The sequence below is a fragment of the Pseudonocardia sp. P1 genome (assembly GCF_000178675.2).
Lineage (GTDB): Bacteria > Actinomycetota > Actinomycetes > Mycobacteriales > Pseudonocardiaceae > Pseudonocardia.
On sequence record NZ_ADUJ02000001.1, the window covers coordinates 4,367,780 to 4,382,416 of the forward strand.

At 75.2% G+C, this 14,637-nt stretch carries 12 protein-coding genes; 7 read left to right on the plus strand and 5 right to left on the minus strand.

Going from position 1 to position 14,637, the window contains the following annotated elements:
• Positions 1–19 precede the first annotated feature (19 nt).
• The 4 genes from PP1_RS20090 (at position 20) to PP1_RS20105 (ending at position 5,173) form a co-directional block, all read left to right on the plus strand.
• Positions 20–2,905 carry an FAD-binding and (Fe-S)-binding domain-containing protein gene (locus PP1_RS20090; protein WP_010231206.1) on the plus strand — a complete coding sequence of 962 codons (2,886 nt, stop codon included), beginning with the start codon at positions 20–22 and terminating at the stop codon, positions 2,903–2,905.
• A 6-nt stretch (positions 2,906–2,911) separates the two neighbouring features.
• Positions 2,912–3,757: a patatin-like phospholipase family protein gene (locus tag PP1_RS20095; RefSeq protein ID WP_060574782.1), complete on the plus strand. Its 846-nt coding sequence runs from the start codon at positions 2,912–2,914 to the stop codon at positions 3,755–3,757.
• Positions 3,758–3,825: 68 nt separating this feature from the next.
• Positions 3,826–4,650: an aldo/keto reductase gene (locus PP1_RS20100; RefSeq protein ID WP_010235915.1), complete on the plus strand. Its 825-nt coding sequence runs from the start codon at positions 3,826–3,828 to the stop codon at positions 4,648–4,650.
• Between the two features lie 205 nt (positions 4,651–4,855).
• Positions 4,856–5,173: an adhesin gene (locus tag PP1_RS20105; RefSeq protein ID WP_029239766.1), complete on the plus strand. Its 318-nt coding sequence runs from the start codon at positions 4,856–4,858 to the stop codon at positions 5,171–5,173.
• A gap of 83 nt (positions 5,174–5,256) precedes the next feature.
• Here PP1_RS20105 and PP1_RS20110 read toward each other — a convergent pair whose 3' ends face one another.
• The 3 genes from PP1_RS20110 to PP1_RS20120 all read right to left on the minus strand — a co-directional run bounded on the left by PP1_RS20110 (position 5,257) and on the right by PP1_RS20120 (position 9,044).
• On the minus strand, positions 5,257–6,903 hold the full coding sequence (locus tag PP1_RS20110; RefSeq protein WP_010235909.1) for an ABC-F family ATP-binding cassette domain-containing protein: 1,647 nt from the start codon (positions 6,901–6,903) through the stop codon (positions 5,257–5,259).
• A 33-nt stretch (positions 6,904–6,936) separates the two neighbouring features.
• The gene (locus tag PP1_RS20115; RefSeq protein ID WP_010235905.1) at positions 6,937–7,671 is read right to left on the minus strand and encodes a dienelactone hydrolase family protein; all 735 of its coding nucleotides are present in this window, start codon (positions 7,669–7,671) and stop codon (positions 6,937–6,939) included.
• Positions 7,672–7,766: 95 nt separating this feature from the next.
• A complete protein-coding gene (locus PP1_RS20120; protein ID WP_139324184.1) occupies positions 7,767–9,044 on the minus strand; it encodes an MFS transporter in 1,278 nt (425 codons plus the stop codon).
• Between the two features lie 247 nt (positions 9,045–9,291).
• Here PP1_RS20120 and PP1_RS20125 point away from each other — a divergent pair, with 247 nt between their 5' ends.
• Together PP1_RS20125 and menD are read left to right on the plus strand one after the other, a co-directional pair.
• A complete protein-coding gene (locus PP1_RS20125) occupies positions 9,292–10,014 on the plus strand; it encodes a PIG-L deacetylase family protein (RefSeq protein WP_010235899.1) in 723 nt (240 codons plus the stop codon).
• A 172-nt stretch (positions 10,015–10,186) separates the two neighbouring features.
• A complete protein-coding gene (gene menD, locus PP1_RS20130; protein WP_075314735.1) occupies positions 10,187–11,863 on the plus strand; it encodes a 2-succinyl-5-enolpyruvyl-6-hydroxy-3-cyclohexene-1-carboxylic-acid synthase in 1,677 nt (558 codons plus the stop codon).
• A gap of 6 nt (positions 11,864–11,869) precedes the next feature.
• Here menD and PP1_RS20135 read toward each other — a convergent pair whose 3' ends face one another.
• Positions 11,870–13,111 (minus strand): isochorismate synthase, encoded by a 1,242-nt coding sequence (locus tag PP1_RS20135; RefSeq protein ID WP_060574786.1) that lies wholly within the window; start codon positions 13,109–13,111, stop codon positions 11,870–11,872.
• Positions 13,112–13,218: 107 nt separating this feature from the next.
• Between PP1_RS20135 and PP1_RS20140 the strand changes: the two genes are divergently transcribed.
• Positions 13,219–13,695 carry a DUF3592 domain-containing protein gene (locus tag PP1_RS20140; protein ID WP_010224817.1) on the plus strand — a complete coding sequence of 159 codons (477 nt, stop codon included), beginning with the start codon at positions 13,219–13,221 and terminating at the stop codon, positions 13,693–13,695.
• On the opposite strand, the gene PP1_RS20145 is transcribed toward PP1_RS20140, so the two are convergent.
• On the minus strand, positions 13,683–14,510 hold the full coding sequence (locus tag PP1_RS20145; RefSeq protein ID WP_010224819.1) for an inositol monophosphatase family protein: 828 nt from the start codon (positions 14,508–14,510) through the stop codon (positions 13,683–13,685). The genes PP1_RS20140 and PP1_RS20145 overlap by 13 nt on opposite strands.
• Between the last annotated feature and the right edge of the window lie 127 nt (positions 14,511–14,637).

A 14,637-nucleotide genomic window follows, 5' to 3' on the forward strand; every position in this document is an offset into this window, starting at 1 on the left:
GCCTGCCGAGAGGAGTGCTGTGAGTACCGCGACCACCACCGCGTACCGCGCCCTGGAGAACGAGCTGCGTGCCGCCGTCGGCGGTGAGGTCCGGTTCGACGCCGGCAGCCGCGCCATGTGGTCGGCCGACGCGTCGAACTACCGGGGTGTCCCGATCGGTGTGATCGCTCCGCGCAACGCGGCCGACGTCGAGGCGGCGATGGCGGTCTGCCGCGCCCACGACGTGCCCGTCATGCCGGTCGGCTCACGGACCTCGATCGCCGGTCAGGCGGTGAACACCGCGGTCGCGCTCGACTTCCGCACCCACATGGACTCGATCCTGTCGGTCGACCCGGACGCGCGGACCGCGACGGTCCAGCCCGGTGCGGTGTGCGACGCCGTCCGCGACGCCGGGAAGCCGCACGGGCTGACGTTCGGGCCGGACCCGTCGACGCACAACCGCTGCTCGATCGGCGGGATGATCGGCAACAACGCCTGCGGCTCGCACTCGGTGGCCTGGGGCAAGACGGTCGACAACGTCCGCTCGCTGGACGTCCTGACCTACCGCGGGGAGCGGATCACCCTCGGCCCGGACGGCACCGAGACGGGCGCGATCCCGGACGCGCTGCGTGCGCTGGGCGCCGAGATGGCGACCGACGTGGCGAACCACGTCCCGGAGCTGACCCGCCGGGTGTCGGGCTACAACCTCGACCAGCTCGTCCCCGGGAACGTGAACCTGGCGAAGGCACTGGTCGGGACCGAGGGCACCTGCGCCACGATCCTCGCCGCGACGGTGGACCTGGTCGAGTCGCCGCCCGCGCGGGCGCTGGCCGTGCTGGGCTTCCCGGACGCCTACCACGCCGCCGACAACGTGATGATCGTCCGCGAGCACTCCCCGCTGACCATCGAGGGGATGGACGCCGGCCTGATCGCCTCGCTGCGTGCGCTGCGCCCCGACGAGACGACCTCGCGGATGCTGCCGGAGGGCAAGGGCTGGCTCTACGTCGAGACGGGCGGCGAGGACCGGGCGGCCGCCGAGGCCGCCGCGCACGCCGTCGCGTCCGCGATGAAGCCCTACACCACCGGCGCCGTCGTGGTCTCCGAGCCGAAGCAGATGGCCGCGCTGTGGCGGGTCCGCGAGGAGGGTGCCGGTCTGGTGACCCGCTCGCCCGACGGCGGCGAGGCATGGCCGGGCTGGGAGGACGCCGCCGTCCCGCCGGAGAAGTTCGGTGCCTACCTGCGCGAGTTCGACAAGGTGCTGGAGCGGCACGGCCGCACGGGCATCTACTACGGCCACTTCGGCGACGGCTGCCTGCACGTCCGGATCGACTTCGACCTGCTGACGAAGCCGGGGATCGCGAACTTCCGGGCGTTCATGACCGATGCGGCGGACGTCGTCGTCGCGCACGGTGGGTCGCTCTCGGGTGAGCACGGCGACGGGCAGGCCCGCGCCGAGCTGCTGCCGCGCATGTACCCGCCGCAGATCATCACCGGCTTCGAGCGGTTCAAGGCGGTCTGGGACCCGGACGACCGGATGAACCCCGGCCGCGTCGTGCGCCCGGCGACGATGGACGAGAACCTGCGCGTCCAGCTCGGCATGCCGACCATGCCCGACGAGCCGAAGCTGGCCTTCGGGCACGACCGCGGCTCGTTCCACCGGGCCACCCGGCGCTGCCTGGGTGTCGGCAAGTGCGCGATCGACACCGGCTCCGGGGTGATGTGCCCGAGCTGGAACGTCACCAAGGAGGAGAAGCACTCCACCCGCGGACGCGCGCGGCTGCTGTTCGAGATGGCGAACGGCGAGATCATCACCGACGGCTGGCAGTCCGACGAGGTCGCCGAGTCGCTCGACCTCTGCCTGTCCTGCAAGGGCTGCAAGTCCGACTGCCCGGTCGGTGTGGACATGGCGTCGTACAAGACCGAGTTCCTCGCCAACCGCTACCACCGCAGGATCCGGCCGCGCACGCACTACTCGATGGGCGCGCTGCCGCGCTGGCTGCGGATGGTGGGGGCGCTCCCGGCGGCCGCCGTCGACGGGCTGAACCGGCTCGCGCAGGTGCCGCTGCTGGCGACGGTCGCGAAGAAGGCGGGCGGGATCGACGCCCGCCGGGCCATCCCGCCGATCGCCCGCGAGACCTACACCGCGCAGGCCGCACGCGGCCTGCCGATGTCGCGGGTCCCGGACCTCGGGATCGCCCCGGGAAGCCGCGGCCCGCTGCTGCTGTGGACCGACACCTTCACCGACCACTTCGACCCGGAGATCGCGGCGGACGCCGTCGCCGTCCTCACCGGGCTCGGGTATCGGGTCGAGCTGCCGCCCAGGAACGTGTGCTGCGGCCTGACCTGGACCTCGACCGGCCAGGTCACCGCCGCCCGCCGGGTGCTGGCGCGCAGCCTGCGGGCGATCGGCCCGGCGCTCGACGCGGGGATCCCGGTCGTCGGGCTGGAGCCGTCGTGCACCGCCGCCCTGCGGTCCGACGCGGCGGAGCTGCTGCCCGACGAGCCGCGGGTCACGGTCCTCGAGCAGCAGGTGTCGACGTTCGCGGAGTTGCTGAACCGGCACGCCGACGAGCTCGCCGCCGTCGCGGGGGAGGGCAACGGCGCGGCGCTGGTGCAGATCCACTGCCACCAGCACGCCGAGCTGGGCAGCGAACCGGACCGCGCGGTGCTGGCGGCGCTCGGGGTGGACGCGACCGTGCTCGACTCCGGCTGCTGCGGCCTGGCCGGCAACTTCGGCTTCGAGGACGGGCACTACGACGTCTCGATGGCTTGTGCCGAGCGTGCGCTGCTGCCCGCGGTCCGGGCCGCCGACGGCGCGGTGGACCTGCTCGCCGACGGCTACTCCTGCCGTACCCAGGTCCGGCAGGCCGGGGAGCGGGAGCCGGTGCACCTCGCCCAGATCGCCGCCCGGGCGCTGCGGGGCTGACAGCGGATGGGCGACGAGCGGCGGGCACTGGTCCTCGGCGGTGGCGGGATCACCGGGATCGCCTGGATGTACGGGCTGGTCGCGGGTCTGGCGGCGGACGGGATCGACCTGACCGGGGCCGATCTCGTCGTCGGGACGTCGGCGGGGTCGGCGGTCGGAGCGAACCTCGCCGCCGGACGGGACCCGCAGGCGTTGCTGGAGACCCAGCTCGCACCGCCGTCGGGCGAGATCGCGGCGAACCTCGGGCTGCGTCTCGCCGTCCGGTACGGGGTGGCCGCGCTGGCGGGCCCGCGGGACGCCCGCCGGGTCCGCGCCCGGATCGGCCGGATGGCGCTGGCCGCCGACACCGTCGGGGAGGCCGAGCGGCTCGCCGCGATCGGGTCCCGGCTCGGCGACGCCGGCTGGCCGTCCGGCCGTGACCTGTGGATCACCGCGGTGGACGCGTACACCGGCGACCTCCGGGTCTTCACCCGCGACGACGGCGTCCCGCTCGCCACCGCGGTCGCCGCCAGCTGCGCGGTCCCCGGCGTCTGGCCACCGGTGACGGCCGCCGGAACCCGCTGGATCGACGGCGGGGTGCGGTCCATGGCCAACGCCGACCTCGCCGCCGGGTACGGCCGCGTCGTCGTGCTCGCCCCGCTGACCGGCGGGCTCGGGTCGGCCGTCGCCCCGCGGGTGCAGGCCGAGGCGCTCGGCGCGCTCGGGCGGGTCGCCTGCGTCGAGCCGGACCGCCGCGCCCGGCGCGCGTTCGGCCGCAACGTGCTCGACCCGGCACGGCGGCCGGCCGCGGCCCGGGCCGGGCGGGCGCAGGCGGCCGGCGTCGCAGCAGAGATCGCCCGGGTGTGGGGCTGAGCTATTCCCCGTCGAGGCACATCCCACGGTGGGGCATGTGCGCGCGCAGGCGCGGGTAGACCGGAGTCATGGCTACTCCCACGATCACGCTCAACGACGGCCGGGAGATCCCGCAGCTCGGCTTCGGCGTCTTCCAGATCGAGCCCGGCGACACCGCGGAGAAGGTCAAGGCGGCCCTGGACGTGGGCTACCGGCACATCGACACCGCGCAGATGTACGGCAACGAGGAGGGCGTCGGGAAGGGGATCGCCGACGCGGGCGTCCCGCGCGACGAGCTCTGGATCACCACGAAGCTGAACAACGACGGCCACGGCCGCGGCTCGGCCGTCGAGCGCCTCGACGACAGCCTCACCAAGCTCGGCCTCGACCACGTCGATCTCTACCTGATCCACTGGCCGAAGCCGCAGGAGGACCGCTACGTCGAGACCTGGCAGGGCTTCGAGGACGCGAGGAAGGCCGGCAAGGCCCGGTCGATCGGCGTCTCCAACTTCCAGGTCCCGCACCTGGACCGGCTCGCGGCCGAGACCTCGACGGTGCCGGCGATCAACCAGATCGAGTTCCACCCGCACCTGGTCCAGCGCGAGCTGCGCGACTACCACCGGCAGCACGGCATCGCGACCGAGGCGTGGAGCCCGATCGGCCAGGGCAAGGGCCTGCTCGACGCCCCGGAGCTCGCCGAGCTCGCCCGGAAGTACGGCAAGTCCGCCGCGCAGGTCGTGCTCCGCTGGCACATCCAGCTCGGGAACATCGTGTTCCCGAAGTCGAACGACCCGGGCCGGATCAAGGAGAACTTCGAGATCTTCGACTTCTCCCTGACCGACGACGACATCGCGTCGATCGAGAAGCTGCACACCGGCAAGCGGATCGGCCCGGACCCCGACGACTTCGGCTGAGTCCGCGCCACCCGCTCGCGGTACCTGCGGCCCGGCGTCCCACGGTGGACGCCGGGCCGCTCTCGTGCGCGGGGCCGGTCGCCGGGGTGGGTGACGTAGCTCACCCGGCGCATTCCCGGTGGACACGGGGCCGTCGCCACCCGAACGTGATCGGGACGGGGGGACACCGGTGGACGTGCACACCGCCGTCCGTACGGTGGGGTCGATGTTGGCGATCACCGAGAACGCCGCCGAGGCGATCAAGACCCTGAGCACCGACGCCGAGCTGCCCGACGACGGCGGCCTGCGCATCACCGCGCCGGACCCCGCGCAGGGCCTGGAGCTCGCGCTGGCGCAGACGGCCGACGACCAGGACACCGTCCTGCGCGGCGAGGGCATCACCGTCTTCCTGGAGCCCACCGCGGCCCAGCTGCTGGACGACAAGGTGCTCGACGTGCAGCCGGTGACGACGGAGGGCGGTGAGGAGGAGCTGCGCTTCGCCATCGTCGCGCAGTCCGACGCCGCCGAGCCCGAGCAGGCCTGACCCCGCCCACCCTTCTTCCGCACTCGAACCGGGGAGCCCCGGACCGGCGACACCGGTCCGGGGCTCTCCGGTTCGTAGCGGGGTCAGAGCTCGGTGACCGCTCCGTCCCGCAGCTCCCAGCGACGGGTCGCGCGAACCGTGTCGAGCATCCGCCGGTCGTGCGTGACCAGCAGGACCGTCCCGGTGAACGCGTCGAGCGCCTGCTCCAGCTGCTCGATCGCGGGCAGGTCGAGGTGGTTGGTCGGCTCGTCGAGCACCAGCAGGTTCACCCCGCGGGCCTGCAGCAGCGCCAGCCCGGCCCTGGTCCGCTCACCCGGTGACAGCGACGCCGCGGTCCGCAGCACCTGGTCGGCGGTGAGCGCGTACTTGGCCAGCAGCGTCCGCACCTCGGACTCGGGCCAGTCGGGCACCTGCTCCCCGAACGCCCGCAGCAGCGTCTGCTCGCCGAGGAACGCGCCGCGGGCCTGGTCGATCTCCCCGACGACCACCCCCGATCCCGGCCCCGCGGCGCCGGTGTCCGGTGCGATCCGGCCGAGCAGCAGCCCGAGGAGCGTCGACTTCCCGGCACCGTTCGCGCCGGTGACGACGACCCGGTCCGCCCACTCCAGCTGGAGCGTCACCGGGCCGAGCACGAAGTCCCCGCGGCGCACGACGGCCGCGTCCGCCCGCGCGACGACCGTCCCGGACCGGGGCGCGGCCGCGATCGTCATCCGCAGCTCCCACTCCTTGCGGGGCTCCTCGACGACCTCCAGCCGCTCGATCGCCCGCTCGGTCTGGCGGGCCTTCGCGGCCTGCTTCTCGCTGGACTCGGCGCGCAGGGCGCGCACGTTCTTGTCCGGGTCCTTGGTCTTGCGGCGCGCGTTCCGGACGCCCTGGGCCATCCAGTTCCGCTGCATCACGGCCCGCTGCCGGAGTGCGCCCAGCTTGTCGGCGTACTCGTCGTAGTCCTCGCGTGCGTGCCGGCGCGCGATCTCGCGTTCGGCGAGGTAGGCCTCGTGTCCGCCGTCGTGGATCCGGACCTGCTGCTGGGCGAGGTCGAGCTCGACGATCCGGTTCACCGTGCGGGCCAGGAACTCGCGGTCGTGGCTGACCAGGACGGTCGGGGTGCCCTGGCGGGCGAGGCCGGTGACGAACCGCTCCAGTCGGTCCAGCCCGTCGAGGTCCAGATCGTTGGTGGGCTCGTCGAGCAGCAGGAGGTCGTAGCGGGACAGCAGCAGCGCGGCGAGGTTCGCCCGCGCCGCCTGCCCGCCGGACAGCCCGGTCATCGGCGCGCCGGTCCCGACGCCGAGCCCGACCTCGCGCAGCGCGTCGCCGGCCCGCTCGTCGAGGTCGGCCCCGCCGAGGGCGAGCCAGCGGTCCAGCGCGCCGGCGTACCGGTCGTCGGCACCCGGGGCGCCGGACGCCAGGTCCTCGGCCGCGGTGTCCATCGTGGACTGTGCCGCGGCCACGCCGGTGCGCCGGGCGAGGAAGCCGGCCACCGTCTCGCCGGGCCGCCGGTCGGGCTCCTGTGGCAGGTGCCCGACCGTGGCGTCCGGCGGGGCGAGCGTCAGCTTTCCGGCGTCGGGCTCCCGTTCCCCGGCGAGCAGCGACAGCAGGGTCGACTTCCCGGCGCCGTTCGCGCCGACCAGGCCGACGACGTCGCCCGGTGCGACGACGAGGTCCAGCCCGGAGAACAGGGGGTGATCGCCGTGGCCCGCGGCCAGGCCCGTCACGTGCAGGGTCGCGCTCATCTCGGGCGGAACGTTACCCCGCGGCCGTTCCCGTCAGAGTGCGCCGCCGAACAGGCGGTGCAGGGCCTCCCAGTGCCGCTGCTCGGCGGCGTCGTCGTGGGCGGGAGTGTCGGGGACGGCGAACCCGTGCGCCGCCGGATAGGTCTCCACCGTGTGGCCGACACCGGCGCCGGACAGGGCCTCCTCCAGCCGCTGCCGCTGCTCCTCGGGGAACGAGCGGTCGTCGGTGGCGCCCGCGACGTACACGGTGGCGCGGATCCGGTCGGCGAGCCGGTGCACGCTGGCCGGGTCGTCGGTGGCGAGGTTCCCGCCGTGGAACGACGCCGCCGCGGCCACCCGCTCGGGCTGCGTGCCGGCCGTCCGCAGCGCCATCACGCCGCCCATGCAGTACCCGGTGACGCCGACCCGGGGGCCGGCGACCTCGGGGCGGTCGAGCAGCGCCGTCACCCAGGCCTCCGCGTCGACGGCGACCATCCGCGGCTCCAGCGAGGAGACCATCCCCATCAGCCGGGCGCGCTCGTCGTCGTCGGTGAACACGGTGCTCATGTCGAAGGGCGCCCAGTCGCCGTGCCGGTGGTAGACGTCGGGCAGCAGCACCGCGTAGCCGAGGACGGCGAGGTGGGCGGCCATGTCGTGCATGGCCTTCCGGACCCCGCCCGCGTCGACGTAGAGCACGACCCCGGGCCAGGGGCCGTCGCCGTCCGGGGTGTGCAGGGTGGCACGGGCGTCGCCGTCGGGGGTGGGGATCGTCAGGTCGGTACGCGGCACGGGGCGGCTCCGGGGACGGTGGTCGGGTCGGTGCCCGTTCTACGCCCGGCGGAGCCGCCGCGCTCGGTGAGGATCTGTCCCGCGTCAGCGCTCCGTCAGCGCTCCGTCAGCGCATCGTCGGCGTCGAGGCGGCGGGTCCGGGTCTCCGAGTAGAGCGCCACGGCGACGATCGTCACCACCGAGCTGGCCGCGATGTAGACGGCGATCGAGAAGCCGGTGCCGGTCGCGGTCAGCAGTGCGACCGCGATCACCGGGGCGAGACCGCCGGCGAACACCGAGGCCAGCTGGTAGCCGATCGACACCCCCGAGTAGCGGACCTTCGTGCCGAACAGCTCGGACAGGAACGCCGCCTGCGGGCCGTACATCGCGCCGTGCAGCACCAGGCCGACCGTCACCGCGATCGCGGTGAGCGCGAAGTTCCGCGTGTCGAGCAGGGCGAAGAACGCGAACGCCCAGACACCGACGCCGACCGCACCGACCAGGTACACCGGCTTGCGCCCGACCCGGTCGGAGATCGCGCCCCACATCGGGGTGGTCACCAGGTGCACGGCCGCACCGATCAGCACCGCCCCCAGCACGAACGACGACGGCAGGTCGAGCTGACGGGTCGCGTAGGTGGAGATGACGATCGTGAAGATGTAGTAGGAGACGTTCTCGGCGAACCGGGCGCCCATCGCGGTCAGCACCTCGCGCGGGTACTGCCGGAACACGTCGACGATCGGCATCGTCTCCTTCTCGCCGGCCGCGGCCCGCGCGGCCGCCTTCGCCTGCGCCTCCCGGAACACCGGGGACTCCTCGACGGCGAGCCGGACGTACAGGCCGATCAGCACCAGCACGGCGGACAGCAGGAACGGGATCCGCCAGCCCCAGGCCTGGAAGGCCTCCTCGGACTGCACCAGCGCCATCACCGCGAGCAGGCCGTTGGCGAGCAGCTGCCCGGCGGGCGCGCCGGCCTGCGGCCAGCTCGCCCAGAACCCCCGGTGCTCGGGCTTCCCGTGCTCGGACACGATCAGGACGGCGCCGCCCCACTCGCCGCCCAGTGCGAAGCCCTGGATCAGGCGCAGCAGCACCAGCAGCGCCGGCGCGGCGATGCCGATCGTGGCGTAGCCCGGCAGCAGGCCGATCGCGAACGTCGACAGGCCCATCATGAGCAGCGAGATGACCAGCAGCTTCTTGCGGCCGATCTTGTCGCCGTAGTGGCCGAACACCAGGCCGCCCAGCGGGCGCGCGATGAACCCGACGGCGAACGTGCCGAGCGAGAGCAGGAGGCCGGTGGCGCCGTCGGAGTCCGGGAAGAACACCTGCGGGAAGACCAGCGCCGCGGCGACGCCGTAGAGGAAGTAGTCGTACCACTCGACCGTCGTGCCGAGCATGCTCGCCGCGACCACGCGGCCGATCGGCGTGCGTGGCCGGCCGGGCTCCGTCGGCGTCGTCCCGGTTCCCGGTGCGGTGGCACCGGACTGCGTGTCGGACACGGTCTCTCCCCATCGTGAGACTGGCTGTCGGTGGCGTCACCGTAGTTCGTCCGGGTGATGGATACACCGGTTCCCACCACACCAGGACCCGGCATCCGACGTGCTGCGGCCACACCGGGCCGACGGTCCCCGCCACACTGGACCCATGTCCGACGACGACTACCTGCCGCTGCCCGAGGACGCCGACCGCGTGCTGGTCGTCGTCGCCCATCCGGACGACATGGAGTACGGCGGTTCCGGCGCCGTCGCCCGCTGGACGTCGCAGGGCAGGCGGGTCACCTACCTGCTGGTCACCCGCGGTGAGGCGGGGATCGACACCCTCGCCCCCGACGCGTGCGCCCCCGTCCGCGAGGCCGAGCAGCGGGCGGCGTGCGCGGCCGTCGGCGTCGACGTCGTCGAGTTCCTCGACCATCCCGACGGCCTGGTCGAGTACTCGGTCGCGCTGCGCCGCGACATCGCCGCGGCGATCCGCAGGCACCGGCCGCAGCTCGTCGTCACCGGGAACCACCGGGAGTCGTGGGACGCCGACGGCGCCGCGCCCAACCACGCCGATCACGTCGCCGTCGGCCGGGCCGTCATCGACGCCGTCCGGGACGCGGCGAACCGGTGGCTGTTCCCGGAGGCGGGCGAGCGGTGGGACGGCGTGCGCGGGGTCGCGGTCGCGGCGTCGCCCCGCGCGCGGCACGCGGTCGACATCTCCGGGCACCTCGACGCGGCCGTCGCCTCGCTGGAGGCGCACCGGGCGTACCTGGCGGCGCTGGACGGCGACATGGCGGGCAGCGGGGTCCTGCGGGAGTGGGCGGCCGGGGTCGCGACCCGGCTCCCCGGCGCGAGCGCGGCGACGACCTTCGAGTACCTGGAGGTCTGAGCCGCCGACGACGGGCGTCACAGGTGGAGGCCCCGCCGTACGGGGTACCGTCGATACCGGCCGGTCGCGGTCGCGCCTCCCGAGCGCCGGACCGCACGACCGGCGGCGGGTTTCCGGAGCGTGCGTCTCGCCGCCCGCCCGGCCCCCACCACGGCTACCGAGGGTTGATTGCGTGAACGGCTCCACCGCCCAGGCTCGCGTCCTCGTGGACGAGCTGATCCGCGCCGGCGTCACCGACGCTGTGCTCTGCCCGGGCTCCCGCAACGCGCCGCCGGCGTTCGCGCTGGCCCGGGCCGAGGCGCTCGGGCTGATCCGGCTGCACGTCCGGATCGACGAGCGGACGGCGGGCTTCCTCGCACTCGGCCTGGCGCTGGCCTCCGGGCGTCCGGTGCCGGTCGTCGTCACCTCGGGGACGGCCGTCGCGAACCTGCATCCCGCCGTGCTCGAGGCCGCCCACGCCGGGGTGCCGCTGATCGCGCTCACCGCGGACCGGCCGCCCGAGCTCGTCGGGACCGGTGCCAGCCAGACGATCGCGCAGTCCGCCCTGTTCGGGCCGACCGTGCGCTGGTCCGGCTCGCTCGCCGTGCCCGACGTGGTGACCGACACGGAGGCGCGGCGCTGGCGGTCGTCGGTGGCGCGCGCGCTGGCGGCGGCGACCGGGACCGGGGCCGGTGCCCCCGGCCCGGTGCACCTGGACCTGCCCTACGCCGAGCCGCTGGTGCCCGAGGGCCCGGCCGCGACGCCCGGTGCGCAGGACCTCCTCGGGCCCGGCGTCCCCGCCGGCCGCGCCGCCGGAGCGGCCTGGACCGCGGTGACCCGGCCGGTGCGGACGGCGCCGCCACTGCCGCTGGACCCCGCCGCCCGGACCCTCGTGATCGCCGGTACCGGCGGCCCGGCCGTCGATCCCGGCCTGCTCGGTGGCGCCCCGCTGGTGGCCGAGCCGTCGTCGCCGTGGTGGCCGCACGCCCTGCGCACCGGCCCCTGGCTGATCGACCGGCCGGAGCTGCGGCCGACGCAGGTGGTCGTCCTGGGCCGTCCGACGCTGCACCGCGCGGTGTCCGCCGTGCTCGCGGACCCCGGCATCGCGGTGTACGCCGACCCCGGTCAGGACGGCGTCGGCTGGACCGACGTGTCCGGCACGGTCCGGGCCGTCGGCGCGCTGCCCGCCCTCACCCCGCCCGACGACTGGACGTGGGCGTGGGGCGACGCCGACCGGGCCGCGGCCAAGGCCCTCGACACCGCCCTCGACGACGGCACCGCCGACGGTGCGCCCGGCCTGCGCCTGGCCCGTCAGGTCGTCGCCGCGCAGCGCGACGGCGGGCAGCTCGTCCTCGGCTCGTCGAACCCGGTCCGCGACGTCGCGCTCGCCGCCACCCCCCGGTCCGGGCTGACGGTGCGCGCGAACCGGGGCGTCGCGGGGATCGACGGGACGGTGTCGACCGCCGTCGGCGCGGCGCTGGCGCACGACGGCCCGACCGCGCTGCTGCTCGGTGACCTCACCCTGGTGCACGACACGACGGGCCTGGTCATCGGCCCGGACGAGCCCTGCCCGGACCTCACCGCGGTCGTCCTCGACGACGACGGCGGCGGCATCTTCCACCTGCTCGAGCAGGGCGGCGCGGAACACGCGCACGCCTTCGAGCGGATCTTCGGCACGCCGACCGGGGTCGATCTCGTCGGTCTGGCCCGCGCCGCGGGCTGGGACGCGGCCGACTGGTCCGGTGACCCGGCCGAGCTGACCGCACGGCCCGGCTCCGGGCGCCGCCTGGTCCGTGTCCGGGTGCCGCGGGCCGGTCTGCGCGACGCGCACGCCGCCCTCCGCGAGGCCGTGGGCGCGGCACTGGGCTGAGGGCGCTCAGCCCTCCAGCGCCTCCCGGACGGCGCGCATCTTGGCGGCGGCCTCGCGCACCTCCGCGTCGGGATCGGAGTCGGCGACGATCCCGCACCCGGCGAACAACCGCGCCGTGCGGCCGCGCAGCTCGGCGCAGCGCAGCGCGATGCCGGTCTCCCCGCCGCCGTCGGCGTCGACGTAGCCGACCGGGCCGGCGTAGCGGCCGCGGTCGAGCCCCTCGATCTCCGTGATCAGCGCGGTCGCGTCCGGGGTCGGGGTCCCGCCGACGGCCGCGGTCGGGTGCACCGCACCGAGCAGCGTCAGCAGGGAGGCGGGGCGCGCCGCGTCGAGCCGGGCGGTGACGTCGCTCGCCAGGTGGGACACGTTGGGCAGGGTCAGGACGGACGGGCCGTCCGGCACCCGCAGGTCGGTCACCAGCGGCCGCAGCGACGCGGCGAGGGAGTCGACCGCGTAGGCGTGCTCGCGGCGGTCCTTCGCGGACCCGGCGAGCGCGCTGTCCACATCGGTCCCGTCGCCGGAGGGCCACATCGTCCCGGCCAGCACCCGCGACTCCACGGTCGGCCCGTCGAGCCGCAGCAGCAGCTCCGGGGTGGCGCCGACCAGGCCGTCGACGGCGAACGTCCAGCACGTCGGGAACCGTCGGGCGAGCCCGCCCAGGAGGAAGCGCGTGTCGAGGTCCGCGTCGGCGTGCGCGAGCAGGTCGTGGGCGAGCACGACCTTGTCCAGCTCACCCGCCCGCATCCGGCGCACGGCCTCGCCGACCGCGCCGCGGTAGCGGTGGGCCGGGACGTCGCCGTCGGCGAAGTGCAGCCGCCCGCCGGGCCGGACCGGCGCGGGGACGGGCAGCGCCGCGCCGGGCGGCTCGTCGTCCGTGGAGATCTCGGTGACCCACGCCCGGTGCCCGCGGCGGCCGACGACGACCCGCGGCACCACCAGCACCGACCCGGCGGAGGCCGGATCGAAGGTGAAGGAGGTGAAGGCGACGGCGCCGGTGCCGGGCAGCCGGACGTCGTCGTCGACCTCCAGGTCGGCCACGACCGAGCGCCACCAGCGGTCGGCCTCGGCGAACCGCCCGGGACCGGACGCGGTGAACCGGGCGGCCTCGCCCCACCCGACGATGCCCTCGTCGCCACGCACCCAGGACAGCGCGCCCGCACCGCGGGGCAGCACGTCCAGCAGCGGCCCGTCGAGCCGGAGCGGGCGGGTGCGGACCCGCAACGCGGTGCCGGCCGGTGCGACAGTCACACCCCGAGGGTAGGCAACGGACCGCGGCGGTGCGGGGCGGCGGGGCGAGGCACCCGACACACCCGGGTGGCCGTGGCCCGGTGGGCGGCTCCCTAGAATCGGGTGTCGTGACCAGTCCGACCGGCGACGTGCTGACCGAGACCCGGGCCGCTGCGGGCCGCTTCATGGCCCGGGTGCGCTACCGGGTGCCGGAGATCGTCGCGGGTGTCGGGATCACCCTGACGCTGCTGGTGCTGATCGCGCTCGGTGGGGCGTTCCTCACCGACATCCGGATCTCCTCGCACGGCGCCACCACGGCGGCCACCGTCCTCGACGGCTCCGGCTACTGGCGCTCGGTGGTCCGGTTCGTCGACGCCGAGGGGCGCCTGCAGACCCCCGGGGCCGGGATCGCCTACCCGGTCGGTCTCACGCCCGGCGAGAACATCTACGTCGAGTACGACATCGCGGAGCCCACCCGGGTCCGCGTCGCCGGCCGGTCCGCGGTCGACGGCATCCTCCCGGCGGCCGGCGCGCTCGCCGCGATCTGGGTCGTGGTCGGCCCGGCCTGGGTGACGCTGCGGCGCCGCCGCGATCAGCGGTCCTGACCGCGCCAGAGCGCGCACGTCTCCGCCGCCACCTCCGGCGCGACGACGAGCAGCCCGTCCGCCGGCATCGGGGCGGACCGCCCGTCGCGGCCCAGCACCATCGCGCCGGACTCCGCGGCCAGGCACAGCGCCCCCGCCACGTCCCACTCGTGGTAGCGGGTGAGCACCGCGGCGACGGCGTTGCCCAGCGCCACCTGGGTGATCGCCAGGGCGGCCGACCCGAGCACCCGGACGCCGGCGTGCGCGGCGCGGGCACGGTCGACGAAGGCCGGGTCCGGGTCCTCCGCACACACCAGTGAGCCGGCCAGCCGGGCCGGCCGGGCCGGGGGGACCGGCTTGCCGTTCGCCCGGAACCCGCGGCCGCGGGCGGCCGCGTAGATCTGCCCGCGGCCCGGATCGGCGACGACGCCGACGGCCGGGCCGTCGCCGTCGACCAGGGCCAGGCTGTACGCGCACCACGGGAGCCCGGCCACGTAGTTCGCGGTGCCGTCGACCGGGTCCACCACCCACCGCATCGGCGCCTCCGCCGCGCCCCGGTCGGCGCCGTACTCCTCGCCGACGACCGGGCAGCCGGGGAACTCGGCCGCCAGGACGCGGCGGGTGTGCCGCTCCAGCGTCCGGTCGGTGTCGGTGACCCAGTCGAACGGGTTCGCCTTGGCGGTGGCCTCCGGCGGTCCGCCGTGCTCGCGGCCGAGCGTCGCGGTGATCACCTCGGCGGCGTCGTTCGCCAGCCGCCCGGCCGTCTCCAGGGCGCGGGAGAGCAGCGCCGGGTCCACCGGGCGCACGGGTCGGGTGGTCTGCGGGACGGCCGTCATGCGCACCGAGTGTCCGGGCAGGTGGTGACCCGGTCGCGACCGCGAGATGACGCGACCGTGCCGGGCACACCAACTCGCGGGCGCCCCACCCGATGTTCGCCGAGGGTTGGGTGGTTGATCACGCCGT

Coding starts and splice junctions, on each gene's coding strand:
- PP1_RS20095 (WP_060574782.1), top strand. CDS start 2,912: ATGGGCGACGAGCGGCGGGCACTGGTCCTCGGCGGTGGCGGGATCACC.
- PP1_RS20100 (WP_010235915.1), top strand. CDS start 3,826: ATGGCTACTCCCACGATCACGCTCAACGACGGCCGGGAGATCCCGCAG.
- PP1_RS20105 (WP_029239766.1), top strand. CDS start 4,856: ATGTTGGCGATCACCGAGAACGCCGCCGAGGCGATCAAGACCCTGAGC.
- PP1_RS20110 (WP_010235909.1), bottom strand. CDS start 6,903: ATGAGCGCGACCCTGCACGTGACGGGCCTGGCCGCGGGCCACGGCGAT.
- PP1_RS20120 (WP_139324184.1), bottom strand. CDS start 9,044: ATGCTCGGCACGACGGTCGAGTGGTACGACTACTTCCTCTACGGCGTC.
- PP1_RS20125 (WP_010235899.1), top strand. CDS start 9,292: ATGTCCGACGACGACTACCTGCCGCTGCCCGAGGACGCCGACCGCGTG.
- PP1_RS20145 (WP_010224819.1), bottom strand. CDS start 14,510: ATGACGGCCGTCCCGCAGACCACCCGACCCGTGCGCCCGGTGGACCCG.